At 69.5% G+C, this 26,291-nt stretch carries 24 protein-coding genes and 1 pseudogene; 10 read left to right on the forward strand and 15 right to left on the reverse strand.

The genetic code is table 11. The features are described 5' to 3' along the window. The first annotated feature begins 118 nt into the window (after nucleotides 1-118). Nucleotides 119-781 (forward strand): DUF6461 domain-containing protein, encoded by a 663-nt coding sequence (locus ABD340_RS45340; protein WP_344598073.1) that lies wholly within the window; start codon nucleotides 119-121, stop codon nucleotides 779-781. A 434-nt stretch (nucleotides 782-1,215) separates the two neighbouring features. Here the strand turns inward: ABD340_RS45340 and ABD340_RS45345 are convergent, their stop codons facing one another. After that, the gene (locus ABD340_RS45345) at nucleotides 1,216-2,622 is read right to left on the reverse strand and encodes an NAD(P)/FAD-dependent oxidoreductase (RefSeq protein WP_344598075.1); all 1,407 of its coding nucleotides are present in this window, start codon (nucleotides 2,620-2,622) and stop codon (nucleotides 1,216-1,218) included. 502 nt (nucleotides 2,623-3,124) lie between these two features. On the opposite strand from ABD340_RS45345, the gene ABD340_RS45350 reads away from it, so the two are divergent. Next, nucleotides 3,125-3,421 (forward strand): type II toxin-antitoxin system TacA family antitoxin, encoded by a 297-nt coding sequence (locus ABD340_RS45350; RefSeq protein WP_344598077.1) that lies wholly within the window; start codon nucleotides 3,125-3,127, stop codon nucleotides 3,419-3,421. Nucleotides 3,422-4,206: 785 nt separating this feature from the next. Here ABD340_RS45350 and ABD340_RS45355 read toward each other — a convergent pair. After that, nucleotides 4,207-4,635: an HIT family protein gene (locus ABD340_RS45355; protein WP_344598078.1), complete on the reverse strand. Its 429-nt coding sequence runs from the start codon at nucleotides 4,633-4,635 to the stop codon at nucleotides 4,207-4,209. 96 nt (nucleotides 4,636-4,731) lie between these two features. Between ABD340_RS45355 and ABD340_RS45360 the strand changes: the two genes are divergently transcribed. Both ABD340_RS45360 and ABD340_RS45365 read left to right on the forward strand, forming a co-directional pair. Beyond that, nucleotides 4,732-5,913, forward strand: coding sequence for an ATP-binding cassette domain-containing protein (locus ABD340_RS45360; protein WP_344598080.1), 1,182 nt, complete (start codon nucleotides 4,732-4,734; stop codon nucleotides 5,911-5,913). Further along, complete coding sequence (locus ABD340_RS45365) at nucleotides 5,910-7,064, forward strand: hypothetical protein (protein ID WP_344598081.1); 1,155 nt, start codon at nucleotides 5,910-5,912, stop codon at nucleotides 7,062-7,064. Before ABD340_RS45360 ends, ABD340_RS45365 begins: the two co-directional genes overlap by 4 nt. A gap of 112 nt (nucleotides 7,065-7,176) precedes the next feature. On the opposite strand, the gene ABD340_RS45370 is transcribed toward ABD340_RS45365, so the two are convergent. From ABD340_RS45370 to rlmN, 3 genes are all read right to left on the reverse strand, one after another. After that, complete coding sequence (locus ABD340_RS45370; RefSeq protein ID WP_344598082.1) at nucleotides 7,177-7,989, reverse strand: YwqG family protein; 813 nt, start codon at nucleotides 7,987-7,989, stop codon at nucleotides 7,177-7,179. A gap of 461 nt (nucleotides 7,990-8,450) precedes the next feature. Next, nucleotides 8,451-8,960 carry a DivIVA domain-containing protein gene (locus ABD340_RS45375; RefSeq protein WP_344598084.1) on the reverse strand — a complete coding sequence of 170 codons (510 nt, stop codon included), beginning with the start codon at nucleotides 8,958-8,960 and terminating at the stop codon, nucleotides 8,451-8,453. A 38-nt stretch (nucleotides 8,961-8,998) separates the two neighbouring features. Then, complete coding sequence (gene rlmN, locus ABD340_RS45380) at nucleotides 8,999-10,192, reverse strand: dual-specificity RNA methyltransferase RlmN (protein ID WP_344598086.1); 1,194 nt, start codon at nucleotides 10,190-10,192, stop codon at nucleotides 8,999-9,001. A 189-nt stretch (nucleotides 10,193-10,381) separates the two neighbouring features. Here rlmN and ABD340_RS45385 point away from each other — a divergent pair, with 189 nt between their 5' ends. After that, a complete protein-coding gene (locus tag ABD340_RS45385; RefSeq protein ID WP_344598088.1) occupies nucleotides 10,382-11,527 on the forward strand; it encodes a suppressor of fused domain protein in 1,146 nt (381 codons plus the stop codon). A 182-nt stretch (nucleotides 11,528-11,709) separates the two neighbouring features. On the opposite strand, the gene ABD340_RS45390 is transcribed toward ABD340_RS45385, so the two are convergent. The 5 genes from ABD340_RS45390 to rpsB form a co-directional block, all read right to left on the reverse strand. Next, nucleotides 11,710-13,293 carry a phosphatidate cytidylyltransferase gene (locus ABD340_RS45390; protein WP_344598090.1) on the reverse strand — a complete coding sequence of 528 codons (1,584 nt, stop codon included), beginning with the start codon at nucleotides 13,291-13,293 and terminating at the stop codon, nucleotides 11,710-11,712. Next, nucleotides 13,293-13,850 carry a ribosome recycling factor gene (gene frr / locus ABD340_RS45395; protein ID WP_344598191.1) on the reverse strand — a complete coding sequence of 186 codons (558 nt, stop codon included), beginning with the start codon at nucleotides 13,848-13,850 and terminating at the stop codon, nucleotides 13,293-13,295. Before frr ends, ABD340_RS45390 begins: the two co-directional genes overlap by 1 nt. 62 nt (nucleotides 13,851-13,912) lie before the next feature. After that, complete coding sequence (pyrH, locus tag ABD340_RS45400) at nucleotides 13,913-14,746, reverse strand: UMP kinase (RefSeq protein WP_425547545.1); 834 nt, start codon at nucleotides 14,744-14,746, stop codon at nucleotides 13,913-13,915. A gap of 611 nt (nucleotides 14,747-15,357) precedes the next feature. Next, a complete protein-coding gene (gene tsf / locus ABD340_RS45405; RefSeq protein ID WP_344598092.1) occupies nucleotides 15,358-16,194 on the reverse strand; it encodes a translation elongation factor Ts in 837 nt (278 codons plus the stop codon). Between the two features lie 243 nt (nucleotides 16,195-16,437). Next, the gene (rpsB, locus tag ABD340_RS45410; protein WP_344598094.1) at nucleotides 16,438-17,415 is read right to left on the reverse strand and encodes a 30S ribosomal protein S2; all 978 of its coding nucleotides are present in this window, start codon (nucleotides 17,413-17,415) and stop codon (nucleotides 16,438-16,440) included. Between the two features lie 487 nt (nucleotides 17,416-17,902). Between rpsB and ABD340_RS48270 the strand changes: the two are divergent. Both ABD340_RS48270 and ABD340_RS45415 read left to right on the forward strand, forming a co-directional pair. Beyond that, a pseudogene (locus ABD340_RS48270) lies at nucleotides 17,903-18,217 on the forward strand (murein hydrolase activator EnvC family protein); the annotation flags it as partial. Between the two features lie 147 nt (nucleotides 18,218-18,364). After that, entirely contained in the window at nucleotides 18,365-18,535 is a 171-nt protein-coding gene (locus tag ABD340_RS45415; protein ID WP_344598096.1) for a hypothetical protein, read from the forward strand. Nucleotides 18,536-18,789: 254 nt separating this feature from the next. On the opposite strand, the gene ABD340_RS45420 is transcribed toward ABD340_RS45415, so the two are convergent. After that, nucleotides 18,790-19,707, reverse strand: coding sequence for a tyrosine recombinase XerC (locus tag ABD340_RS45420; RefSeq protein ID WP_344598097.1), 918 nt, complete (start codon nucleotides 19,705-19,707; stop codon nucleotides 18,790-18,792). A 620-nt stretch (nucleotides 19,708-20,327) separates the two neighbouring features. Here ABD340_RS45420 and ABD340_RS45425 point away from each other — a divergent pair. Genes ABD340_RS45425 through dprA form a run of 3 tightly spaced genes read left to right on the forward strand, consistent with a single transcriptional unit; the run spans nucleotide 20,328 to nucleotide 23,389 of the window. Next, nucleotides 20,328-20,681, forward strand: a complete 354-nt coding sequence (locus ABD340_RS45425) for a YraN family protein (protein ID WP_344598099.1) — start codon at nucleotides 20,328-20,330, stop codon at nucleotides 20,679-20,681. Next, the gene (locus ABD340_RS45430; RefSeq protein WP_344598101.1) at nucleotides 20,682-22,241 is read left to right on the forward strand and encodes a YifB family Mg chelatase-like AAA ATPase; all 1,560 of its coding nucleotides are present in this window, start codon (nucleotides 20,682-20,684) and stop codon (nucleotides 22,239-22,241) included. Continuing rightward, the gene (gene dprA, locus ABD340_RS45435) at nucleotides 22,238-23,389 is read left to right on the forward strand and encodes a DNA-processing protein DprA (protein ID WP_344598102.1); all 1,152 of its coding nucleotides are present in this window, start codon (nucleotides 22,238-22,240) and stop codon (nucleotides 23,387-23,389) included. The genes ABD340_RS45430 and dprA overlap by 4 nt, the downstream gene beginning before the upstream one ends. On the opposite strand, the gene ABD340_RS45440 is transcribed toward dprA, so the two are convergent. The 4 genes from ABD340_RS45440 to rplS all read right to left on the reverse strand — a co-directional run bounded on the left by ABD340_RS45440 (nucleotide 23,383) and on the right by rplS (nucleotide 26,281). Next, nucleotides 23,383-23,697 (reverse strand): DUF2469 domain-containing protein, encoded by a 315-nt coding sequence (locus ABD340_RS45440; RefSeq protein WP_344598103.1) that lies wholly within the window; start codon nucleotides 23,695-23,697, stop codon nucleotides 23,383-23,385. The two genes, dprA and ABD340_RS45440, sit on opposite strands and share 7 nt — an antisense overlap. Further along, nucleotides 23,694-24,434: a ribonuclease HII gene (locus ABD340_RS45445; protein ID WP_344598105.1), complete on the reverse strand. Its 741-nt coding sequence runs from the start codon at nucleotides 24,432-24,434 to the stop codon at nucleotides 23,694-23,696. The genes ABD340_RS45440 and ABD340_RS45445 overlap by 4 nt, the downstream gene beginning before the upstream one ends. 444 nt (nucleotides 24,435-24,878) lie before the next feature. Beyond that, the gene (lepB, locus tag ABD340_RS45450) at nucleotides 24,879-25,748 is read right to left on the reverse strand and encodes a signal peptidase I (RefSeq protein WP_344598107.1); all 870 of its coding nucleotides are present in this window, start codon (nucleotides 25,746-25,748) and stop codon (nucleotides 24,879-24,881) included. A gap of 182 nt (nucleotides 25,749-25,930) precedes the next feature. Further along, nucleotides 25,931-26,281 carry a 50S ribosomal protein L19 gene (rplS, locus tag ABD340_RS45455; RefSeq protein WP_067461562.1) on the reverse strand — a complete coding sequence of 117 codons (351 nt, stop codon included), beginning with the start codon at nucleotides 26,279-26,281 and terminating at the stop codon, nucleotides 25,931-25,933. Nucleotides 26,282-26,291: the final 10 nt, after the last annotated feature.

A 26,291-nucleotide genomic window follows, 5' to 3' on the forward strand; every position in this document is an offset into this window, starting at 1 on the left:
CGGGACTATAGACGCCTCCAGCGACGCCCGCGCCAAAATGAAGTCCGTGTCGCAACATCGTCCTGGACTCCAGGCGGCCTTCGCACTTCCGGCGGAACCCCGCTTTCCGGATCGACGCATGAATGTCAGTGATATCTGGCAGCATCCGGTCATGGCCGCGACCGCTGCTGATTACGCCTGGTTCGAAGAGCGTTTCCCCGATCTGGCCGAGGCGTACTGCCTGACGCTGGTCCGCGGGCTGAGCCCGCCGCAGGTGCTGGCCCGGCTCGGCGCCCGCACCAACGGCCCGCACGTCACCGGCATCGAACGGCTGCCCGCCCTCGACCTCCCCGCCGCCGAGCAGCTCATCGCCGTGACCCTGATCGAGGACGTCCAGACGGGCACCGGAACGGCGGGCACGGGACCGCCGCGGAGATGGGCGCTGGCGGTGGAGCCGAACGGCCGCCTCGGCGTCACCGAGGAGGCGATCGTCCCGCTGTCGGCGGGCACCCGGCTGGTGTCGCACTTCTCCGACATCAACGCCATCGACCGCTTCTACTGGCTGGAGGACGGCGAAGTCCGGTTGACGTTCCAGCCGCCGTCCCCCGGCCACCGCGAAGGCCAGGCCCCCGACGAGCCGCTGGAGGCCATGCGGACGGCCGGGTTCGACATCGACGGCGGCGACCCCGCGTCCTCGGTCGCCGCCGCGTTCGCGCTGGCCGAGCACCTGACCGGCGTACGGGTCACGCCCGAGACGCTCAGCGAGTCGTCGTTCCTCTGCGGCGTGGCCCCGCACCCTTGACCGTCATCGGCGCTCAGAGCTTGCGCAGCACCGCGTAGACCCCGTCCTGGTTCGTGTAGACGAACTCGCCGAGCCGCTCCCCGCGGCGGAGATCCGCTGCCAGGCGGCCGTCGACTCACCGAGATCCCCGCGCCGCACCATGTACCCGCCGAAACCGTTCGGAGTTCTATCAAGGCGGCCGCCGCATTAATTGCGATTCGCCGTGGTTTTCTTACAGCCATTGAAACTGATCTTCAGTACCGCAAGGGCCAACCAGTCATGCCGTGGCACTGCGGTACTGGCGAACCTCGTCCCACTTCAACATGGGCGACCCCAGCACAGCGCGCGGCGCGGACGACGCGCCGCGGCGGAGCGGCTTTCCTCGCTGAAGAACAGCCGTCAAGACGGCATCATCCACCCACAGGCGATTTTGCATTCCGACCCATTGGGTGCGGTCAGGCGGTGAAACCCAGACCGTAGCGATCCAGCGCGCGCAGCCACAAACCCCGGCGGCCCTCATTGCGGTCGGCCCGTGCCATTCCACGGCGCGTCAACTCAATCGCGCCATAGCGCAACGGTTCCGGCGGAAACGGGAACGGCTTGGAGCCGACCATGCCCAGACGTGCGCGGGACGGGTCCGCCTGGGGCACCCCAATGAGGTCGAGCATCACGTCGGCGCCGAAGCGGGTCGCCCCCACTCCCAGACCTGTGTAGCCCGCCGCGTACGCGAGACGCCCCTCGTGCGCGGATCCGAAGAAGGCGCACAGGCGGGTCGAGGAATCCACGACCCCTCCCCACGCATGGGTGAAGCGGAGCCCCTCCAACTGAGGGAACGTTGTGAAGAAGTTCTGCGCCAGGGCCGTGAACGTGGCATCCCGCCACTCCAGCCCTGGGCGTATGCGGCTACCGAAGTGATACACCGCATCGTGCCCGCCCCACACGATCCTGTTATCAGCGGTGAGCCGGTAGTAGTGGAACTGGTTGGCGTGGTCGCTCACCCCTTGCCGATGCCGCCACCCAAGGGAATCGAGTTGTGCGGCCGACAGCGGCTCGGTGGCCATCGCGTAGTCGTACACGGGAACCATGTAACGGCGATGCCGCTTGAGCAGGGGCGGAAACGGGCCCGTCCCCAGGACGACACGGTGTGCCGTAAGAGAACCATGCGACGTGCTAAGGCGGAAAAGGCTCGGGGAGGGCGGAGCGACGTCCAAGACCCGTGTGCTCTCAAAGATGCGGACTCCCAAGGAACGACATGCCTCCGCCAGGCCCCAGGCCAGCTTGGCGGGGTGCAGCATGGCCGTTCCCTCCCGGTCCCAGAGCCCACCGACATAGGTGGGCGAGCCGACCTCCGCACGTACGGCTTCCGCGCTCAGCGTCATGGGCTGCCAGCCGAGTTCGAAGGCCACCTCCGCCTCCTCGGCCAGGTCCGGCAGCTGCCATTCCTCCGTGGCGACCGACAACCGCCCCGTGACCTCCCACTCGGCATCGATGCCATAGCGGACCAGGGTCTCCCCTATCGCACCGAGGTTCTCCCACCCCAGGCGTTCCAGCTCGTACATATCGCCGGGCCAGCGCGCCATCCCGTTCAGCACGCCATGGGTCAGGCTGGCCGCACAGAACCCTCCGTTGCGCCCGGACGCCGCAGCGCCGACCTGGCCTGCCTCCACCAGGACGACGTCCAGAGACGGGTCCCGCTCTTTGGCCCGCAGGGCCGCCCACAGGCCGCTGTAACCGCCGCCCACGACCGCAAGGTCACAGGCCTGCGAACCGGTCAAGGCAGGACCCGCCTCCGGCCGGGCCGGATCCGCCGCCCAGACGGGAACGGGCTCCGCATCCGCGAAAGCGGCTTGGACGGCGCTCACACGGGCATCCTGACGTTCACCGCGCGAAGCAGCCGCAGCACGACGTCCCTACCCAAACCACGTCGCCCTGCAACTGGAGAAGAAACTTGCACGCAACCCTCGCCCCACTCACCTATCGGAACCGAAAGCCACGCTCAGCCGGATCCATGCCATCCCCCGTGCCGATTCCACGGAAAGCTTCGTCGAACCCGAGGTCACGATCAAAGCCATTACCGACCATCCCTCCCGCCCGTCCTACAGCCCCGACCGCGGTCCTCTCTACCGCAGAAACCCTGCCCGTACTAGGGACGATGCCACTGACGTCCAGGAACGGCCTCCGGGCCGGCACGTCCTTCTCCCGGCACCCGCCCCCGACCGGACGCGAACTCCCTGTTCCCAACCCCTCTCTCAGCGTCGAATGTCCGGCCTCGTTCCCCAAACGCGCAAAATTCTCGTTCTTAATGGGGATGCTGTTCCGCTTGGCTGGGCGTACTTTTGAATGCTGCAAGGAAGGAGACCGGCCATGTCTGAGTCGGTTCGCCAGGACCTTCCCGCCTCCCAACCCGTCGATCGCATCGAGCTCCGGACCACCGAGGACCAGATCCTCGTGATCCGCAAAGCGGCCGACCTGGTGGGCTGGACGGTCCCGCAATACGTACTGTCAGCAGCCCTGGACAGGGCCGAACGTGACCTATACGAGCACGCCGCCGTCCAGGCGGAGGCAAATCGGCCCGCGCAGACGAACGGCGGTACGGGGCCGCCCAAGTCCGCAGCCGATCCCTACGTCGCCGTGGTGACCGTCCTGGGCTGGCCAGACTGACCCTGGACGACCGCCCGGAGCCACCGCACCGGGCGCGCTCCCTTGCTCGCTCCCCTGGGAACGCGTCCCGCACTAAGCAGAGCCCCAGGAGAGCGTGCCTACGCACGTCCAAGAACCACGCCACGCTCAACGCACCCTCACCAAGTGCCCCACAACTCACGCAACCAACAGCAGCGACAAAGATACAGTCCGCCACTGCACACCCACGTTCCCGTATTCACCCGCAAGTCCCTGACAAGCTCCGGACACATCACTTGCCAAATGCCACCGACATACCGCTGGTCAGCGGCAACATCATCCTGCATTTACGCCGCTCACCTGCCCCGTCCCCGCACTCGCTGGCGGCGCTCAGGCCTCACGCCGCCGGTCACCAAAGCCCATCGGGGCGAAACCCCGAGGCCACCACATCCCCGAAGCAGCAAATGCGACGCCCACAGCGTCCGCAGACACCACGCGCACAGCCAGCCAACATGTATTCACAGCCCCCAGCTTCCAGCACACTCGGCGAGGCGCTCTCCACCCCAGTTCGGGGAATCGCAGTCCCAGCGGAACCATGTCCCGAATCACGTCCTGGGCTTTGAGTACCTGAGTGACCCGGGCGCCGAAGCTGAAGGTGGGCCCGCCGCCAGACAAAGGCGAGCCCCCGGACGGCCAGGCGAGCCCACACCGTTCGACGGCGTCGCGCGCACGATCAGCCGGCAAATGCACCGCCACGGACAACGGGCGGAACCGCACCCGCCGCGATGCCGGAGCGTCCACTGCGCGCCCGCACGCCATGTACGAGGTCAGAGGGCCGTGCGGAGGCGTTCGGCGTAGTCTGCGGCCTCCTCGTCCGAGGCGTACTTGTGTCGCGGCCAGAAGAAGCCGCGCAGTCCGTCCTTGCGGTTACGCGGCACGACGTGCACGTGAAGATGCGGCACGCTCTGGCTGACGCGATTGTTCATGGCCACGAACGAGCCCGTCGCCCCCAGGGTGGTCTCCATCGCCGCCGCCAGCCGCTGCGCGTGCCCGAAGAACGGCCCGAGCATTTCTTCGGGGAGATCGGACAGCGTCTCGTAGTGCTCGCGCGGAACCAGCAGCGTGTGCCCCTTGAACAGCGGCCGAGCGTCCAGGAACGCCACCGCGTCTGCGGCGTCCAGGACGATGTGCGCCGACCGCTCACCCTTGACGATCTCGCAGAAGACGCATCCCTTGCCGGACGCCGAGTCGCTCATGCGCGGCATTGTCCCACCCTGCCCACCCCGTGGCCGCACCTGCCTGAAGCTTGGCTTACAGCGTGCTTACCGCCGGGCCGCTACATTCCGGTGCTTGTGCGACTGGAGAGCGTGTCCTTCCGCTACTACCGGCGCGCGCCGTGGGTACTGCGAGACGTCACTCTGACACTCGCGCCAGGCCAAGTGGCCGAAGTGACCGGACGCAATGGGGCGGGCAAGTCCACCTTCCTGCGCCTGGTGGCCGGCCTGCGCAACCCACGCCGCGGCTCCGTCATCGGACGTCCGAGCAGCGTGGGCTACGCTCCCGAGCGCTTTCCGACCGAGCAACCGTTCACGGTGCGCGGCTACCTGACTCACATGGCCGCGATGCAGAAAGCGCCGGTCACCTCGATCAACACCTGGGCTGATCGTCTCGCCTTCGGCCACCTTCTGGACACCCGTCTCCACGAACTCTCCAAGGGCAGCGCTCAGAAGGTGGGCATCGCCCAGGCCCTGCTCGCCTCGCCCGACCTGCTCATCCTGGACGAGCCCTTCGCCGGGCTGGACGCCGCGACGCGCGACTCCCTTCCCGCCTTGATCTCCGAGCTCGCCGCCGACGGCGCAACGGTCGTGGTCAGCGATCATCAGCGCTGTCTGGAGCCTCTCCAGGGCGTCACCCGAGTCCACATCGCCGACCACACCGCCGTCGTCGTCCCCTTCGATGACGCCTCAGCGCCGACCAGGCCGGCGCCCCGCAAAGGCGGCGCGCTCCAGGAAGATCGACCGCGGCCTCCGGCACCGACCGGTCAAGACATGCATGCAACCGATCTGGCGCCCGAAACGATCGGCTCCAAACCTGACCTCCCGCCCGCAGGCCGCACGCGCCACACCGCCGACCCGCATCAACGACACACGAGCGACACACAAGCCGGGACAGCCGGTCCCGAGCGCGACTCAGGCACCTCGACCGCCGCGCAGGCAGCCGATGGAACTCGCCCGGAAGAGCGAACCACGCCGTCGGCGGACACGCCTCCCGACGATCAAGCGCCGCCGTCTCCTCCTGCAGCCCCTGGAGGCGATCTCCATCTTCAGCCGGGCAGCTCCGCACCCGCCGGTGGCCTGGCACAGCCGAACCAGCCCGGCCCACCGCAACACGCCCAAAGGCCACCCCAGGCGACAGACCCGCACGTCAGTGACCGGTGGATGGTCGTGGAGGTGGTCGTGCCGGCCGATGAGGTGGACAAGGCGGTCGAGCGGTTGCGAGCAGAGGGGTTCGAAGTACGAGAGCCCAGGCGATGATCGCACTCGTCCGCTTCCAGGTGGCGGGGTACGTACGGTCGCTGCGCGCGTTGCAGCCCTTGATCGTGGTGTTCCTCCTGTCCCTCGTGGTCCTGCAGGGCTCGGGCGATGGCGCCAAGCTCGCCGTGGGGACGCTGGGCGACCTGGCGGCGTTCATGTTCCCCGTGTGGGCCTGGACGGCCAGAGCACTTCTGGACACCCAGCCGGACGAGCAGCGCTCCCTATCCGCCCTCGCGGTCCGTTCGAACCCGCCGGTTCCCCGCTCACACCACGCACGCCGTCGCGGGACCTCGGCACGCGCCGCAGCGGCCCCCAACGCGAATCACCCAGGCTTCAACACACCACCAGAACCTGCGTCCCCGAACGCGACCAACGCACGGCCCAGCGGCCCCGCCCCCGCAGAAAGACCCAAGGACAAAAGCCGCACATCACCGGCGGCCGACGCACAGCCACTCCCAGGGACCGGCGGCTCGGTGCCGGACGATTCAGTCGGAGCCGCCGACGCCGGTACGGCCCCGGCCGACGGCCACCCGGGCGGCCGCCCCGACGGCGGCCGTGACCGGTCACAGCCGGTGGCCACCGATCTACCCATGGGCGAAATCCGCTCACGCGGCGGCGCCCACACGGGACGCCCCAGCGGCGCGGCCGTAGCGGCAGATCGCGCCGCACCCGGGAAACCGGGTTGGAGCGCCCGCCGCCGCGCGTCGCTGGTGCTGGCGGGTCACTCACAGGCGGTCGCAGGTGTGCTCGCCGCATACTCGGTCAACGTCGGGCTCGGTGCCCTGGTGCTCGCGGTACCGATGCTCCAGGCCTACGGAGCCGGCGCGGGAACGGCCGCGCCCCTGATGGGTGTCGGACTGTCCCTCCTGGTCGCTCTGGCGGCCACGGTCCTGGGCGCCTGGACGAGCCGCGCGATCATCGCAGACACGGGGATCTCGCTGCTTGCGCTGATCGGCGGAGTCGTCGCCGCCCTGCTGCTCAGTCTCAGCCCCCTCTCCTGGGTCGCCGTTCCCATGGTCGATTGGCTACGGGCAGCGCACGCCGGGCCGTCCGCGTTCACCGCCTCCTTTCCGGGCATCGCCCTGCGACTGGTCCTGTGGATCATGGTCGTCGGAGTGGGCTACCTGGCCGTCGCACGCAACCGCCCGTGACCGATCCGCAGGGCGCCGCCCGCAGCGCAGTCGGTCCCACCACGCTCAGCACTCACGGGGCGGAGGCCGACCGCTGGTGGCGCGGGGCGGATCGCGCGGACGAGTGACGACGCTATGTGGCTTGAAGGGTCAGCCAGGCGGTCTCCACGGGGTCGTCCTGGCAGGTGCAGAAGTAGACGCGACCGGGCTCGCCCCAGTGCCAGCCCAGGCGCTGGTCGGAGTCGAGTTGCAACAGAAGGCGCCAGTCGTCGACGAGGGCGGCGGTCTCCTCTGGGGAGAGCGGCTCGGACTCAGGATCCCGGCCCGTCGAGGCGTAGTGGCAGTCGGGAGCGACTGAACGTTGGACGAGAGCCGGCCAGCCGCCCAGTTGGTGCGCCGGGGCGTCGTCCGGCCATATGTATTGCTGCCAGGCCACGTGGAGTTGCTCGTACACGGACAGGACACCGCTGTAGATGCCTTCGAGCCGTTGGAGCAGCGGCTCCTGGGGTGCGGGCAGAGACAGGAACGGCGCCGCTTGCAGGGAGCATTCCGGGAAGGTCAAGGCACCGGACGGAGGCTCGACGATTTGGAGGTCACCGCTCAAGACGCGCCAGGCGTCGCGCTGCCCCTGGTCGTCTCCCCATGGACGGGGCAGATCGCTGGCGTAGTAGAACGCGACCGTGCCCTTGTCGGGGAGGTCGGGGACTTGGGGCAGCTGGGCGAAGTCGACCGAGCCGAGGAAGTCGAGGGGACGATCCCGCCAGGTCGGCCAGGGCTCGCCGAGCGGCAGCGACGGAGCCCCTCCCAGCCGGACCGTCGCCTCGCCATCGACACCGAGTCGCACGGCAGGCCTGGCCAGCGGGAGCAGCGCTCCGGTGACCTCGGGAGCGAAGAAGACACCGAACAGGGAGCGCAGCCGCTGACGCTGCGCCTCGAAGTGATCCATGTCACTTAGCGTTCCCCGCCAAGCCGCCGCACGCCAGCCCCTATCAAGATCTGTGGATAACTCAAGCAACTTCCCGGCCCGGTGTCGCCTACTTCGGACCAGTGCCGTTCGCCCAGCTAGATGCCGGTTTCAGCTTCCGCCCAGGGGAGCCCCTTCCCCCCTGCCGTGGGGATTGTGTGGGGACCAGCCACCCAGATCAGGCAGTTACGCAACGGCATGACCGAGCCGACGAGCGAATCATTACGAGACCAACGAGGCCCGAGCACCGGGAACCCATTGGCGGCGTTTTGACCTCAGACCGCAGTGCACCGGCACGCCAGCGGATTCACAATCCCCCAGCCAACACTTCCGCCATTTTGATCTTGGCCTTCAGAGCCGCTGACCCGGCGACCGTCCCACACGAACACGCCATGGGGCCGAGCCGCGGAAGCGTTTCTTTCGTCTCAAGTGCTCATCGGGATTCAGCGCTGTTCCAGAGCGTCGGCCAGTTGCACCAGGAAGCGGTCGACCTCGGTCTCGTCGTAGCCGGGCCCCAGGCGTACGGTGCGGAAGGCGCTGTCCCGTACATCGCGGGCGCTCAACCGGGGCGCCACCCCGCGCAGGCCTGCGATGACGCGGTCCAGGAAGGCGTCGACGTCGCGGACGTCATAGCCGGCCCGCACCCCGGCGCCGGAGAACCGCGCGTTCTGGATCCAGCTGATCAGCCAGCCGGGGTGCACTCGGGGGCGTCCGGGACGTTCACCGATCGGCGCCGCCGACTGCAGTTCGCGGATGGCCTCCTGCAGCAGCTCGTCCACGGCGTGCTGCTCGTAGCCGCGCAGCACGATGTCGAAACGGGTCCTGCGCACATCATCGGCGGTCAGGCCCCAGCGGCCGTAACGGAGCGTCGCCGTGACCCGTTCGAGCAGGGCGTCGACCTGCGCACGGTCATATCCGCGCAGCGCCACCGGCAGGCGCGTGTCCGTCTTCACCGGTTCCTCCGCTCCAGCCCCCGCGGCCGACGGCTCGCTCAATCCTTGGCGGCGGCGGCCAGCTGACCGCAGGCGCCGTCGATCTCCCTCCCCCGAGTATCGCGAACCGTGACCGGCACCCCGTGGGCCTCCAGCCGGCGGACGAACTCCCGCTCGTCCTGCGGCCGGGACGCGGTCCACCTGGACCCCGGCGTAGGGTTCAACGGGATCAGATTGACGTGTACGAGGTGGCCGCGCAAGAGCCTGCCCAGAAGATCGGCCCGCCATGACTGATCGTTGACGTCCTTGATCAGCGCATACTCGATCGAGATGCGGCGGCCGCTGCGGTCGGCGTACGCCCAGGCCGCGTCGAGGACCTCGGCGACCTTCCAGCGGTTGTTGATCGGGACGAGCTCGTCGCGCAGCTCGTCGTCGGGGGCGTGCAGCGACACGGCCAGGCGCACCGAGAGGTCCTCGGCGGCCAGCTTCTCGATCGCCGGGACGAGGCCCACCGTGGAGACGGTGACCGAGCGCTGCGAGATGCCCAGGCCGGCCGGGGCCGGATCGGTGATCCGGCGTACCGCGCCGAGCACGGTCTTGTAGTTGGCCAGCGGCTCGCCCATGCCCATGAACACGATGTTGGAGACGCGTCCAGGGCCGCCGGGGATGCGTCCGCGCGCCAGCGCACGCGCCCCGGCCGCGACCTGCTCGACGATCTCGGCGGTGGACAGGTTGCGGGTCAGACCGGCCTGGCCGGTGGCGCAGAACGGGCAGTTCATGCCGCAGCCCGCCTGCGAGGACACGCACATCGTGGCCCGGTCGGGGTAGCGCATCAGGACCGACTCGAACAGCACGCCGTCGAATGCCTTCCAGACCGTCTTCAGCGTCGTGCCACCGTCGCAGTCCAGCTCGCGGACCGGGGTGAGCAGCGGCGGCAGCAGGTCGGCCACCAGGCGTTCGCGGATCGCGGCCGGGAGGTCGGTCATCTGTGCCGGGTCGTCGGCCAGGCGTGCGAAGTAGTGGCGGGAGAGCTGGTCGGCCCGGAACGGCTTCTCTCCCAGCTCGGCCACGGCCGCACGGCGCTCCGCGGTGGTCAGGTCGGCGAGGTGCCTGGGCGGCTTGGCGCGACGCGGCGCGGCGAATACCAGCTTCGGCGGAGTCTTCGCGCCCTCGGAGCCGGCGGGCGACCCGTCGGCGGCTGCAGGCGTGCCGGTGGAACCGTCGACGGGACGCGAATTCGTGGTTGAAGACATGGTCCTCCCAGTGTGGCAAACCCTCCGGGATGCCTCGGTCGCCATCCGTTCGGGACCCGCTGCCGGACGGCACGAGGAGGCATACCGCGGTCACCGTACGAATGCCACAAGTGACGCCTTACCGGCCAGGTCCGGAAGGGCGGGCGAACACGCCATCGCGGCTCCGGGACAAGCTGTAAGGTCTCGATCATGTCGGTATTGCGAAGGGGCTCCGCCGCGGGCAAGGGCCCGGCCGTGACGGTCGTGCGCACCGAGGCCAGCCCCTACGGGAGCCGCCTGCTCGTCGTCGAGACCGACGGGATCGTCAGCGCGGCGTACCTCAAGGACTCCCGGGACACGGTCGTCGGCGCCGTCTGGATCACCAACCATGGTGCCGTGCCCGCCGCCGTGGACGAGACCCGGCTGGACGACGGCCAGACGCCCATGCTCCCCGCGTCCCATGTGCTTCATCCTGAGGGACGCCCCCAGCTGAAGGCCGACGCGCTAGAGGTCGTCTGGTTCGAGGAAGGGGACGGGGTGGCCGTCCTAGAGGAGGGTGAGCCGCTCTTCGTCATCCCTGGGTGGTCCGACATGAGCCGTGGGATCCCCGGTTACAGCCGGGACGTGACAGGCCAGAGCCCCTTCGCGTTCCCTCTGGACGACGAGATCGAGGAATTCGGCCCACGCATCGACCGTGCCCGGGATCACTGGAAGATCTGCGAGGCGGAAGGATCCTGGGCCGATTTCCAGCAGTCGGTATTGGGCCACCTGCTGCAGCGCTTGGGCCCAGGAGGGCACTACTGGCACGACGTGGGGCGCCAGCTCCCTGGCGGCAACACCGGCGTCCGTCCCACAGTGGGCGTTACCGAACGGCCCGTTAGCGGCGACCGCGAGTACACCGTCCTGAGCACGGTGGGCATGAGCCGCCAGCGCATGCCCACCGTGGAGTTGTACGAGGACGACGTATCTCCCTACAGCCGTATCGAACTCGCCGTGGCCACGTCCCTGCCGAGCCAACGGGCCGGAAGCATCTTTCCCTGGCTCGCCCAATACCCGTGGCGCGTTGTGACATGGTTCGCAGCCGGTGACGTGGTCAAGTGGTACCACGAGGCCCACACCTTCCCCCTCAACACGGGAGAGACCTCCTGGGAGGGCGTCCTGCTGCTGGACGACCCGAGCCGGTTGGCGGGGCCGGTCGCCCCTGGCCTTACCGGGCTCTCCACCGAGGGTGACCCGGTGCGCTGGCTTTGGCTGGTGCCCATAACGGACGAGGAACACCGCTACGCCAAGAGCGAGGGCTCGGACGCCCTGGTGCGCCGTCTCGCCCAGCAGAACCGCTCCTGGGTCATCTCCTGACCCTCGCGCCTCTCTGGAGCCTTACCGCCGCACGCCCACGCTTCTTTACGGCATGCCCCAAGGCATCGCCGCACCGATGCGCTCGCGGGCCTCAGACGCTGGGCGCGAGCCGTATTCACCCCATCGCGCGACCGGCTTCTAGGAGGTCGCCAAGGGCGGCGGCTTGATGCCGGGCCGGTCGCCTATGTGGAGGGGACGAACAGCTCCAGCAGCAGCCACACCACGGGGGCGGTGGCGAGCAGGGAGTCGAGGCGGTCCATGACCCCGCCGTGTTCGGGAAGCAGGGACCCCATGTCCTTGATGCCGAGATCGCGCTTGAGCATCGACTCGATGAGATCCCCGACAGTGGCGGTGAACACGGCGGTGGCGCCGATCAGCACGCCGTGCCACACCGTGCCGTCGTCCAGCAGCCACCACATCAGCCAGGCGCCGACCAGCATGCAGGCCAGCGCGGACCCGGTGACGCCCTCCCAGGTCTTCTTGGGGCTGATGGACGGCGCCAGCTTGTGCCGGCCGAAGAACGTTCCCGCGAAGAAACCGCCGATGTCGCTGGCCACCGTCACCGAAATGAAGATGACGATGCGGCTGTCGCCGTCGTCGGGCGCCATCAGCAGCGCCACGATCCCGCCCATGAGGATCAGGTAGCCGGTGACGAACACGGCCGCGGTGACGTCCCGTACGTACCCGTCGGCGGGGCCGTCGGCCATCCGCCACACCAGCACGGTCAGGACGATCAGCGCCAGCGCGGCGACCAGCGCCTCCGGCCCCCAGGCGTAAGCGACGACCGGGGCCGCCACCAGCCCGACACCGAGCGGCTGGACCGGGACCCGGATGTCCCGGGTCTTGAACGCCCCCGCCAGCTCGTTCAGACCGAGAACGAGGAAGACCACCATGACGGCCAGGAAAAGTTCCTTGACGTAGTACAGGGACGCCAGGACGAGCCCTCCGAGCCCCAGGCCAACGCTGACGGCGATCGGCAGGTTGCGGCCAGAGCGCTTCTTGGGGGGTTCAGCCATGGCGTTCCCCTCGGCCCCTTCGCCTCCACTGGCACCGTCCGCCGCACTGGCCCCAGTGGTCCCTTTGGGCTCTTCAACCTGTTCTGTTCCGCTGCCGCCTTCGGCTCCCCCGGCCGCTTCGGAAGTGCCGACCTCGGCCCCGTCCGGCCCGGCGGCTCCGACCGCCTCCTCGGCGGACGTCTCAGGCCCGCGAGTCGCCTCTGACGCGGCGGCCTGCTCGGCACCGCCGGCCTCCGTGCCCTCTTCCGCTCCCGCCGAGCCGGAAGCCCCCTCAGGAGCGGATGAGCGTGTCGGAGCGGCGCTCGGGCCCGACGCCGGCTCTTCCTCCGCCTCACGGCGCCGCTGAGCCTCTTCGGGAGACTCACGGGAGCCCTGCGGGGAAGCCGCGCCGCCCTTCCCCCGCTTCCGCCCCTTCTGCGCCTCCGCAGGTCGTGCACCGCCCTCCACGGGCTCCTCCGCCTCCTGCTCGGGCGCCTCGAGCGCCTCGGGCCGCTCGCGTGCACGCTCCGGCTCGGGACGGCGCGAGACGTCGTCCGGCGGCACCGCGGCGGCGACGCCGCCGCCCTGCGCGTCCTCGACGGCCGGTGCGGTCTCCACGGCTCCGGAAACGGTGCCCGACGCGGTGTTCTCGGGACCCGCGGCAGGCGGCATGGGGGGCAGGCCGGGCTCGGCCGCCCCGACCGGAGCGGGGCCTGGAGCCTGCGGCTCACCCGGGGAGCCCGCGGGCTCCCCGGTTCTGTCGAGTCTCATCAAACCTCGAGCAGTTCGGCCTTCTTGTGCTCGAGGAGCTCGTCGATCTGCGCGACGTAACGGTGCGTCGTGTCGTCGAGCTCCTTCTCGGCGCGCCGGACCTCGTCCTCGCCGGCGTCGCCGTCCTTGGCCAGCTTGTCCAGGGTCTCCTTGGCCCGCCGCCGGACGTTGCGGATGGAGATCCGGCTGTCCTCGGCCTTGCCCCCGGCGACCTTGATGAACTCCTTCCGGCGCTCCTCCGACAGTTCGGGGAAGACGACCCGGATGACGTTGCCGTCGTTAGTGGGGTTCACGCCTAGGTCGCTGTCGCGGATGGCCTTCTCCACCGCCTGCATGGACGACTTGTCGAAGACCTGGACGATGACCATCCGCGGCTCGGGCAGGGTGAACGACGCCAGCTGGTTGATCGGCGTCGGCGTCCCGTAGTACTCCGCGGTGATCTTGTTGAACATGGCGGGGGTGACCCGGCCGGTGCGGATGGCCTGGAAGTCCTCCTTGGCGACCGCGACCGCCTTCTCCATCTTCTCCTCGGCCTCGAGGAGGGTCTCGTCGATCACTTCGACTCCCATGTCATCAGGTCGGCCCTTGTCCGTGCCGGTCCGTACCGCGGCCGAGCGGATCAGCTGTCCGCCGGACTGACCAGCGTGCCGATCTTCTCACCCCGGACGGCCCGGACGATGTTGCCCTGGCCCATGAGGTCGAAGACCACGATGGGCAGCGCGTTGTCCATGCAGAGGCTGATGGCCGTGGCGTCCATGACCTTCAGCCCTCTTTGTAGAACCTCACCGTAATCCAAACGGTCGAACTTCACCGCGTCCGAATTCTTACGGGGGTCCGCGTCGTACACCCCGTCCACCTGAGTGGCCTTCAGCACGGCCTCGGCGCCGATCTCCAGGGCGCGCTGGGCGGCGGTGGTGTCGGTGGAGAAGAAGGGCTGGCCCAGCCCGGCACCGAAGATCACCACTCGCCCCTTCTCCAGGTGCCGGATGGCCCGCCGCGGGATGTACGGCTCGGCCACCTGGCTCATGGTGATCGCGGTCTGCACCCGGGTGTCGAGGCCGAGCTTCTCCAGGAAGTCCTGCAGCGCCAGGCAGTTGATCACCGTGCCGATCATGCCCATGTAGTCGCCGCGGCCGCGGTCCATGCCGCGCTCGGCCAGGGCGGCGCCGCGGAACATGTTGCCGCCGCCGCAGACCACCGCGACCTGGACGCCGTCGCGCACCGCCTCGGCGACGGCCTCCGCGACGTGCTGCACGACCTCGGGATCGATGCCCAGCGGGTCGCGTCCGGCGAACGCCTCGCCGGAGAGCTTCAGCAGCACCCGTTTCCAGCCGAGGCGGGGCGCGTTCCCGGAACGCGGTCCGCTCTGGCCGTGATGCCCCGGGTCGGCGCTCTGCTCGTACGGCACCGGCGACGAGGCCGCCTTCGGGTCGCTGGTGGTTGGCTCCGGCACGTCGGCGGCCTCCTCGTTACGGCGTCTGTGACTCGTCGGGCCCTGTCTCCAGGATGCCCTCTCAACTGGTATTTCTCTCGGGCACGGCCCTTGTTCGACGGTATCGCCCGAATCCGGCAGCCCCGAATCGGGCCGAGCGCCGAGACACCGGATGGCGTTCCGCCCGCGCCTTCATGGCCTTCGCGACAGCGCGGTCTGCGCCCGGCACTCCCCCGAGCCGGACCCGGCGGATCGCGGCCGAACCGTCTCCTTGCACCCTGCCCGGTGTGAGCCCGGCCACTCGTCCCCGGTGCCTAGACCCTACGCCCTGGCGGAGATCGCCGACCGGAAATCGTCGACCCCGCCCGGATCCGCGGCGATCGTCCCGCTCACCGAAAGGCCCCGTTCGACGGAACGGGGCCATGAGGCGAGGTGGACGCCGCGAAGGGGACGCCGCGCCGGGCGAGAGCCGATGGTCGTCGCTGACCGGTGAAGGCCCGTCCAGAGGGCCGGTGCCCGGGGCGGGAGGGCCCGAACGGGCCAGGTGGGGCCGATCATGAGACCGGCCCCGCGATCCTGTGCACCTGGCCCTGCCGTGATCAGACCTGACCGGTTTCAGGCCCGGCCGCGACTCAGGCCTGGCCGACCTTGAAGCGGGCGAAGCGGACGACCTTCACGCCCGCCCCGTCCAGCACCTTGGCGATCGTCTTCTTGTTGTCCTTGACGAAGGCCTGCTCCAGCAGGACGAAGTCACGGAAGTAGGCGTTGACGCGGCCCTCGACGATCTTCGGGATGGCCTGCTCGGGCTTGCCCTCGTCGCGGGTCAGCTGCTCGGCCAGTGCCCGCTCCTTCTCGATCGCCTCGGCGGGGATCTCGTCGCGGTTGAGGTACTTGGGGGCCATCGCCGCGATCTGCTGCGCGATGTCCTTGGCGACCTCGGCGTTCTTGGTGTCGAGCTCGACCAGCACGCCGGTGGTCGGCGGCAGCGACGGGTCGGACTTGTGCAGGTAGCTGGCCACGTACTCGCCGGTGAAGTGGGCGAAGCGGCGCAGCTCCAGCTTCTCGCCGATCTTGGCGCTGTTCTCCTCGATCAGGGCCTGGACGGTCTTGCCCGGCTCGATCTCGGCGGACAGCAGGGCCGGCGCGTCGGCGGCGCCGGTGGAGGCCGCGAACTTGACCAGCCGGTCGGCCAGCTCGATGAACTGCTCGTTCTTGGCGACGAAGTCGGTCTCGCAGTTGAGTTCGAGGATCGCGCGGTCGCCCTCGCCGGCGAAGTGCTCGGCGACCAGGCCGTTGCCGGCGGTGCGCTCGGCGCGCTTGCCCACGTCCTTGGCGCCCTTGAGGCGCAGCAGCTCGACCGCCTTGTCGAAGTCGCCCTCGGCCTCGGTCAGCGCGTTCTTACAGGCCATCATGCCGGAGCCGGTCAGCTCGCGGAGCCGCTTGACGTCAGCGGCGGTGAAGTTCGCCATCGCTCTCTTCGTCTCTGTGGTGGTGAACGTCTGGTGGAGATGGAAGAAATGGGTCGCGGTCTCGGAGCTCCGGACCAGACCGGGGCCGGCCGTGCCGGCCGTGCCGGCCGGGGCCGGGCCGCTGCCTGACCGGGTCGCCTGCTCCGTTCCGGAGCCGGGATCGGCGCCGGCGGCCGCATCCGGGGGAGCCGACCGTCCGGAACGGTTCCCGGGGCGCTCTGACGGCGCCCCGGGAACCCGCCGTCAGCTCTGCCCGGCGCTCCCCAGCTCGGCCTGGTCCTCCTTGACCTCGGTGGGCGCCTCGGCCTCGGTGGTCTCCTCGGCACCGGCCTCCGGCGCGGCGGCCGCGTCCTCGGCGGGGGCCGCGCCTTCGGCGGGGGCCGCGTCCTCAGCGGGCTTGGCGGCCTCGGCGGCCTCGGCGCCGGCCTGCTCCTTCTTCTCCAGCAGGTCGCGCTCCCACTCGGCCAGCGGCTCCGCGGCGGCCGCGCCGCCCTCGGCCGGCTTCTCCTCGCCGCCGGTGGCGGCGCCGGCACGGGCGATGAGGCCGTCGGCGACCGAGTCGGCGACCACGCGCGTCAGCAGGCTGACGCTGCGAATGGCGTCGTCGTTGCCCGGGATCGGGTAGTCGACCTCGTCCGGGTCGCAGTTGGTGTCGAGGATCGCCACGACCGGGATGCCGAGCTTCTTGGCCTCGTTGACCGCGATGTGCTCCTTCTTGGTGTCCACGATCCAGACGGCGCTGGGCACCTTGGCCATGTCGCGGATACCGCCGAGGGTGCGCTCCAGCTTGTCCTTCTCGCGGCGCAGCCCCAGGAGCTCCTTCTTGGTCATGCCGGAGCCGGCGACATCGTCGTAGTTGATCTCCTCCAGCTCCTTGAGCCGGGTGAGCCGCTTGTGCACGGTCGAGAAGTTGGTGAGCATGCCGCCCAGCCAGCGCTGGTTGACGTACGGCATGCCGACGCGGGTGGCCTGCTCGGAGATGGTCTCCTGGGCCTGCTTCTTGGTGCCGACGAACAGGATCGTGCCGCCGTGCGCGACCGTCGCCTTGACGAACTCGTAGGCGCGGTCGATGTAGGACAGCGACTGCTGCAGGTCGATGATGTAGATGCCGTTGCGGTCGGTCAGGATGAACCGCTTCATCTTCGGGTTCCACCGGCGGGTCTGGTGGCCGAAGTGAACGCCGCTCTCGAGCAGCTGCCGCATGGTGACGACGGGTGCCATGTCCCGTACTCTCCTTCTCCGGCCCGTTACCGGGCCACGTTTGGTTGGTTGCCTGCGCCCGGACACGACCCCGCCGTCATCGGAATGACGGACCGAGGGGTCGCGCCCCACCATGCGAAGCAAGTGGCTGGCGGACGCATGAATTCGGCCGCGCGCGGCCGTCGGCCCAGGATCATCACCTGGGCCCATGACCTGTCCGCTCGGCAATGGAGCGGCTTCTCGTTCTGCCGGCCGCGGCGGCCGGTCGAGCGACGGCCAGGCCCTGACCGGTGTCCATTCGGGCACGGCCCCTAGGTTATCAGGGCCCGGAGCCCGCCGAGGAACGTCGGATCCGCCGGTTATCCACAGTTCGCGGACCCTCTGGGCCGCGACCCCGCCGGCCGGTCAGACTGCCCGTATGACGCTGCTCACACTCCTTCTCACCTGCGTGCTGCCGGCCTGGATCCCAGCCCAGCCCGACGCGTGGCGCTGGCCGTTAGGGCCGCCGATGCCCCAGGTCGTGCGGGCGTTCTCGCCGCCGCCCCTCCCTTGGGGGCCGGGTCATCGGGGAGTCGATCTCGCCGCCCGGCCCGGCCAGCCCGTGTTCGCCGCCGGGCCGGGGCAGGTCTCCTACTCGGGCCGTCTCGCAGGGCGGGGCATCGTCGCTATCACACACGGCGCCCTGCGCACGACTTACCTCCCCGTACGGCCCGACGTGAGAACGGGCACCAGCGTCCAGGCGGGCTCCCGGATCGGCACGGTGGAGCAGTCGTCCCATTGTTCGAGGCCCTGTCTCCACTGGGGTCTCATACGCGACCACGCTTACCTGGACCCGCTCGCCCTCGTACGTCCGGAAGTACGACTGCTCCCCCTCTGGACGGCCCCGCCCCCAGGGGCCTCGACCGAGAAACCCCCATCCGCGAACCCTCTGCCCACAACCCCTGAGGGCGCTTCGCCCGCCTCCTCCCTGATGGATCTCCGCGATGCGACCGCGGCCGGCAGCGGCGCGCTGGCCGGGATGCTGTTCGCCTTCACCCTGATGTCCCTGCTGCGATACGGCCGCACCCGGCGCCCTCCGCCTCCCGGGGTCATCGACCTGGCCCGAGAACGCCGAGAACGCCGCCTACGAAAGGCCCGCTGAAATGAACACCCGACCGAGCAGTCCCGCCAGTCCTCACGCGGCCAGGCCGAGAAGCGGGCCACGAATGGAAGCCGCCGGTCACCTACCGGCGTCTAGAGGGCAAGCCCCTCCAGATCGGCTCCGCGGCGCGCCGGTGCGAGGAGTGGCCGCCGTGCTCAGTTCGCGCGCCGCTGAGGCGTCGCGGCGGAAGGCAGCGTTGCCTTGGGGCACGCCAATTGGACGGCAGGCGAGGGCGTGTCCTCCATTTGAGGAGTTCAGTCCGCCCCACGTGGATGTGCCTGGCGGTGCACCTGCTTGAGGCGTTCGGGCGACACATGGGTGTAGATCTGCGTGGTCTGCAAGGACGCATGTCCAAGGATTTCCTGCACACTACGCAGATCTGCCCCGCCCTCAAGCAGGTGCGTGGCCGCGGTGTGCCGCAGTCCGTGAGGGCTCACGTCAGACATCTCGCCCACCTCGGCGATGCGGGCGTGGACGATTCGGCGTGCGCTGGTGGGGTGGAGTCGCCCACCGCGAGCCCCGAGGAAGAGGGCAGGGCCGCTCTGTTCCGCCGCCAGTGCCGGCCTACCGGCGCGCAGCCAGTGCCCTACAGCCCGGGTAGCAGGCTCCCCGATGGGCACGGTGCGTTCCCTGTTCCCCTTGCCGAGCACCCGAACGGTCGCGCGTTCGGCGTCCAGGTCGTCGATGTCCAGCCCGCACAGTTCACTGACACGGACGCCCGTGCCGTACAGGACTTCCAGTATGGCCAGGTCGCGCAGCCCTAGAGGCCCCTCTGCATCCATCTGGTCCAGCAGTCGATGGGCCTCGTCCTGGGCCAGCACGCTGGGCAGTTCTCGAGGACGCTTGGGCGTCCCCAGCAACTGCCCCGGATCCTTAGAAATCAGCCCACGCCGATGAAGGTACGCCGTGAACGCGCGGACGGCCGCGGTACGTCGACCCAGCGTGGCGCGAGATCGTCCACGCGCGTGCTGTTGAGCCAGCCAGGCCCGCAACACGTTGACGTCGAGACCATCGGGTTCCCGCACCCCGACTTCAGCGGCGTACCGGTACAGATCACGAAGGTCTCCGTCATAGGCGCGCAAGGTGTGGGGCGAAACGTCTCGCTCAGCTCGCAGATGCCTCCGAAACCCCTCAAGGGCCTCGGCCAGCCCTTCACCCAGCCGGTCGGTCACAACGCCCCCAATCACCTGGACCAGCCTCCACGACCACAACCACTGGACGCAATGCTCCTCCCCCACGGCTCCACCAGAGACACAGACTCCGTGAGCCAGAAGGGGGCCCAGCAAGAGGGAGTGCTGCTGGACGAGGCGCGTCCGTCCGCGCTTTCCTCCAGTCGCTATTCGCGGACTGTGCGAGTGGACGGTCACCGACGTTACGGCCCGGGAAAGATCCACGGGCGCCTCGCACAGTGGGCCGCTACGCCTCTGGCAACCACACACGGGGTGCCCCGGTCTCAACTCGATGGGCAGGCCGTGGCTCACGACTCATCGGCGGGTCAGCCCGCAATACGGAGTCGGCGACGGCGCGGCGGTAGTCGGGGCGTCATCCCCGTAAGCGTCGGCGACGGCACGGCACCCCAGGTCGGCGAGGACTTCCAGTGCCGCGATCGGCGTGTTCCAGCATGCGCGAGCCGCGCCTGAGTCGCCTGCGCCGCGGCCTCTCCCCCTTCCGACCGCCCCCATTCCGATCACGCTGAGCATCGACGCAGACGCACAAAGTTATCCACAGAACGAGGTTCTACTACTGCCCGACCTCGAACTTCGGCAGCGTCGTGGGTGGAGGTGAGAGGTCCATGAACTCCAACCAGAGCCTGGGGTCGCGTGGTGAGGGCGCCGCGGCCGACTACCTCGTCCGGCTGGGCTGGACGGTCCTGGAACGCAACTGGCGCTGCCGGGAGGGCGAGCTCGACATCATCGCCCACGACGGTCTGCGGCACGTCGTCTGCGAGGTGAAGACGCGCAGTTCCACCGACTTCGGCGATCCGCTGGAGGCGATCACACCGCAGAAGGCCATCCGTTTACGGCGGCTGGCCTGGCGGTGGGCCGCCGAGCACGGCGTACCCGGCGCCAATGTCGGCGTCGACGTGATCGGCCTGGTGGTCGATCGCGACGACTTCACCATCGAGCATCTCCGGGAGGTGTGCTGAATGGCCCTCGCCAGAACGCGTTCGGTCTCGCTGGTCGGGGTGGAGGGCTTCGTCGTCGACGTCGAGGCGGCGATCACCAGCGGCGTCCCGGGGCTGCACCTTGTCGGGCTGCCGGACGCCGCGCTCAACGAGGCCCGCGACCGGGTGCGAGCCGCGGTCTACAATTCCGGCGAAGACTGGCCCAACCGCCATGTCACCGTCTCGCTTTTCCCGGCGAGCCTCCCGAAACGCGGCTCGATCTTCGATGCGGCCATCGCTTTGGCGCTGATGGCCGCCGCCGAGGTCGTGCCCCCGCCGTCGTGCGGCGATCTGGTGGTGATCGGCGAGCTCGGTCTGGACGGCCGGCTGCGCGCGATCCCCGGTGTGCTGCCGGCCGTGCTGGCGGCCGCCAACGCCGGCTGCCGCAAGGTCGTCGTCCCTCGTGCCAACAGCGCGGAGGCGGAGCTGGTGCCCGACATGGAGGTGATCTCCGCCGGGACGCTGCGCGGGCTGCTGTGCCTGCTGCGGGACGAGCCGCCTCCGATCGAGGAGCCGGTGGACGACCGGCCGCCGCCCCGCCGAACGGCGGACGGGCTCGTCCTGCGCGCGCACGGCCATCAGGGCGAGCTGGACCTGGCCGATGTGCGGGGGCAGGCCGAGGCCCGGCAGGCCCTGGAGATCAGCGCCGCGGGCGGGCACCACCTCTTCTTCAGCGGCCCTCCCGGATGCGGCAAGACGATGCTCGCCGAAAGGCTGCCGACACTCCTCCCGCCTCTGGATCCGGAGGCCGCGTTGGACGTCACGGCCATCCATTCGGTGGCGGGCACGCTGCCGTCCGGGCAACCGCTGATCACGCGAGCGCCGTTCTACGCGCCGCATCACACCGCGTCCAAGGCCGCGATGGTCGGGGGAGGCTCGGGGCGGTTGCTCCAGCCCGGGGCGGTATCGCTCGCCCACGGCGGAATCCTGTTCTTGGACGAGGCTCCCGAATTCCAGGGCGGTGTCCTGGACGCGCTCCGCCAGCCCCTGGAAGAGGGGGTGGTGCGGATCTCCCGCCTGGAGGGGACGGCCAGCTTCCCCGCCCAGTTCACCCTCGTACTCGCGGCCAACCCGTGCCCGTGCGCCGCCGCGAAGCAGATCAACTGTTCCTGCGCCCCCAACATCCGGCGCAGATACCTCAGCCGGATCTCCGGTCCCCTGCTCGACCGGATCGACCTCAAGCTCGAACTCACCCCCGCGAGCCGCGCCGAGCTCCGGTACGACCTGGAGTTCGCCGAGCCGAGCCACGTGGTCGCCGAACGCGTGCTGCTCGCCCGTGAACGCACGCTCAAGCGCCTCGCCGACACACCTTGGCGATGCAATTCCGAGATCCCGGGACCCGAGCTGCGCCGGCTGTACACGCCTCCGGCGGAGGCGATGCGAGCCGCGGACGAGGCGCTCCACAACGGCTCGCTCAGCGCCCGCGGCCTCGACCGGATCCTGCGGGTCGCCTGGACCATCGCCGATCTGACAGGACGTGACGAACCCGCGGAGGACGACATCGGCGGCGCCCTCGCCCTGTGGACCGGGAGGAGACCATGAACCAAGGCGAAGACCGCGCCGCCCGCGCGGCCCTGTGCGGGATCGCCGAACCCGGCGACACCTTCCTCAACCGCATCATCGACCAGGTGGGGGCGCCCGGCGCTCTCAATGTCGTCCGCACCGGCAGGCTCCCCGCCGACCTGCCCGCCGGGGAGGGCGAGATGCGGAGACTGGAGCATTGGCGGATCCGGCTGCGGGCGAGCGCTCCAGAGGAGGATCTCGCCATCTGCGACGAGCTGGGCGTCCGCCTGGTGTGCCCAGGTGATCCCGAGTGGCCCACCACGCTCGACGACCTCGAAGCGGCCCGCCCCTACGCGCTGTGGCTGCGCGGCCCGGCCGACCTCCGCAACCGCTGCCTGCGTTCGGTGGCCTTGGTCGGTTCCCGCGCCGCGTCCGCCTACGGGCTCCGCGTGGCCGCCGAGATGGCCGCCGAACTCGCCGAACGCGGCTGGACGGTGGTGTCCGGAGGCGCCCTGGGGATCGACGCGGCCGCGCACCGCGGCGCCCTCGCCGTCGACGGCATGACCATCGCGGTGTTCGCGAACGGCGTGGACGTCCCTTATCCGGGAGGCAATGAGGGGCTGTTCGCGGAGATGGCCCGTCGCAACCTCCTGATCAGCGAGTCGCCTCCGGGCACTCCACCGCACCGGCTCCGATTCCTCGTCCGGAACCGGGTCATCGCCGCGCTCTCCCGCGGCACGGTGATCGTCGAGGCCGAGCGTCGCAGCGGTGCCCTCAACACCGCGGCCTGGGCCCGCAAGCTGGGCCGCTCCCTGATGGTGGTGCCGGGACAGGTGGACTCCCGCTCGTCCGCGGGATGCCTGCGCCTGCTACGGGAGGAGCCTGACGCGACCCTGGTCACCTGCTGCGACGAGGTGATCGAAGTCGTTGGCCGGATAGGCACCGATCTGGCGCCCCGTCCCTCCGCACCGGTGCTGCCGCGGGACCGCCTCGATCAGGTCACCCGTGCCGTCCTGGAGTCCTTTCCCGCGCGTGGCGCGGCAGGCCCCGCCCAGCTCGCCGCCAAGGCCGGGATCGACCTCCTCACGGTGAACGGCAAACTGGGGCTCCTGTCGGCGGGAGGCTTCATCGAGCGGACCGCCGACGGCTGGCGCCTCACCCGCGCGGCGAAAACCCGGGACTACTGATCGGCGGGCATCTCGAAGTCGCTCTTGGCCAGCTCCTCGACATTGACGTCCTTGAACGTGACGACCCGGACGTTCCTCACGAAACGAGCCGGCCGGTACATGTCCCAGACCCAGGCGTCCTGCATCGTGACCTCGAAGAAGACCTCGCCGTTCTCGGTGTCGCGCACCTGGAGGTCCACCGAGTTGGTGAGGTAGAACCTCCGCTCGGTCTCGACCACGTAGGTGAACAGCCCGACGACGTCGCGGTATTCGCGATAGAGCTGCAGCTCCATCTCGGTCTCGTACTTTTCGAGATCCTCGGCGCTCACGCTCGTGCCCCTTCCGTCCGGCCGTCGCCGGGAACCTCTTCCGCGAGGGCGCCCCCGGCTTCCTCCTCCAAGGCCACCTCTCCATTCTTACGCAAGGCCCGCCCGACATTGACGAAGGAGAACCTGTGCTCCGCACACGGACCGTGTTCGGCCAGCGCCGCCGAATGCTCGCGCGTCACATACCCCTTGTGCACATCGAACCCGTACCGCGGATACCGCTCATTCAACCCGACCATGATCCGGTCTCGGGTCACCTTGGCCACGATGGAGGCGGCCGCGACACACGCCGCCACCTGATCCCCCTTGATCATCGCCAGCGCGGGGACGCCGACCCCCGGCACCCTGAACCCGTCGCTCAGCACGTACGCGGGCCGCGGCTCCAGCGCCGCCAGTGCCCGCCGCATCCCGGTGACGTTGCAGCGATGCACGCCGATCCGGTCGATGTCATGGCACGGGATGACGATCGCGCTCCAGGACTCCGCCCGCACCACGATCTCCCCGTACAGTTCCTCCCGCCTCGCCGGCGTGAGCAGTTTGGAGTCGGCGAGCCCCTCGATCCTGCCACGCCGTCCACCGCGAAGGATCACCGCCGCCACCACCAGCGGCCCCGCGCAGGCACCGCGGCCCGCCTCGTCCACACCCGCGACCGGGCTGAATCCCGCATGCTCCAAGACGCGCTCATAAGCGTGCAATCCGGCGTCTCGTCGCGGCGTATAACGGAGTGGACGACCCTTCATGCTTCGCAGCGTACGTCGCCGAAGCCCCTCAAGGCGCCCCGAATGCCCCCTTACGGAGGGAGTCCCCCATCCCTCAGCCCGAGAGCCACCAAGCCTGCTCGAAGCACACCGAACCGGCGCCGAGGCGGCCGGCTGCTTCTGCCCAGAGGGCACACGATGCGACGAGACGGCTCACCAGGGCCGCCTGTGCCGGTGTCGCCGTCACGTGCACAAGTGCGGCGGCCAGGTAGTCACAGAGGCGCAGAATCACGGGCCAGGCGCAGAATCACGGGGCTGGGGCCGCCCAGCCGCGGCGGGCACGGCCCGCGAGAGGGACGATGCTCGCCCTGGTGGCCGGCGGCACGACCATTGATCGAAACCGAGAAGACCCTTGCGCGCGGGCTCATGTGGCGGGTGCGCAGGATCGCGGGTGTGGCCGGTTCGCTGGGTGGTGACGGTTACCGGTCAGCGCCGATTGCGGATTCGGCGGCGGTGCAGGTAGGTGACAGGGACGGCGCCTACCAGGCCCAAGGCCAGCGGGGTCGCCGGAACAGCCGCGGCGGCGGCGTTCAGGGCCGGCTGCTCGAAGGTCTTGGGGATGGGCAGGTCGTCGACGCGGTTCAGCGGCCAGACGATGACGAAGGCGCGGCCGATCACGCGGCTGGTGGGGACGGTGCCGCCGCCCGGGTCGCCGCGGTGGGAGCGGGAGTCGTACGACAGTTCGCGGTGGTCGCCCATCACCCAGAGCTGGCCCGTCTTGACGGTGACCTCGAAGGGGTCGTTGGACGGCTTGTTCCGCTCGCGGGTGACCGGGTCGGTGAACAGGTAGGAGTCCTCGTTGAGCGGGACGCCGTTCACGGTGACGCGGCCCTGGGCGTCGCAGCACTTCACACGGTCGCCGGGGATGCCGATGACCCGCTTGATGTAGTCCTTCTCGTTGGGGGCGACGCCGAACGCGCCGCCGATGGCGCGCAGCACCCTGGCGACGGGGTTGCCGGGCTCCTGGACCTGCGTCTCAGGGTCCCAGGAGTCAAGGCCGTTGAACACGACGATGTCACCGCGCTTGATGTCGCGGGTGTGGTAGACGATCTTGTTGACCAGTACCCGGTCACCGATCTGCAGGGTGTTCTCCATCGACCCCGAGGGGATGTAGAACGCCTGCACGGCGAAGGCCTTGATGACCAGGGCGAGAATCAGGGCGACCCCGATCAGGATCGGGAGTTCCTTCCAGAACGAGCCCTGCTTCTTCTTCTTGTCGTCGGACGGGTCGCGCTCCTGGTCGGAGGTCACGGTCTGCTCTTCGTCGGGCACCGCGCCCTCTGCCTCGGATCGCACGTTTCTCCGATCGTCCTCGTCGCTCATCGGAAGCAAAGCCTATCGGCGTGGAAGCCCCGACAGAGCGTCCCTGGCCGTGTCGCGCCTCGCCGGGTCGGCATCCGGCCCTTCACAACACGCCCGAAACAGGCAACGCCCCGGGAACCGTGCCGGGTTCCCGGGGCGTCGCGCGAGCGAAGCCGTCAGAAGTCGCGCTTCTCCTTGATGCGGGCGGCCTTGCCCCGCAGGTTGCGCAGGTAGTAGAGCTTGGCGCGGCGCACGTCACCGCGGGTGACGACCTCGATCTTGTCGATCGAGGGGCTGTTGAGCGGGAAGGTCCGCTCGACGCCGACGCTGTAGCTGACCTTGCGGACGGTGAAGGTCTCGCGGGCGCCGCCGCCCTGCCGCCGGATCACCACGCCCTGGAACACCTGGATCCGGCTCCGGTTGCCCTCGGTGACACGGACGTGCACCTTGAGCGTGTCGCCCGGACGGAAGTCCGGGACGTCGGCGCGCATCGCGGCCTTCTCGATCTCCTGGATCAGGGTGTGCATGACAGCGGTT

This window comes from Actinomadura vinacea (assembly GCF_039532545.1).
Lineage (GTDB): Bacteria > Actinomycetota > Actinomycetes > Streptosporangiales > Streptosporangiaceae > Spirillospora > Spirillospora vinacea.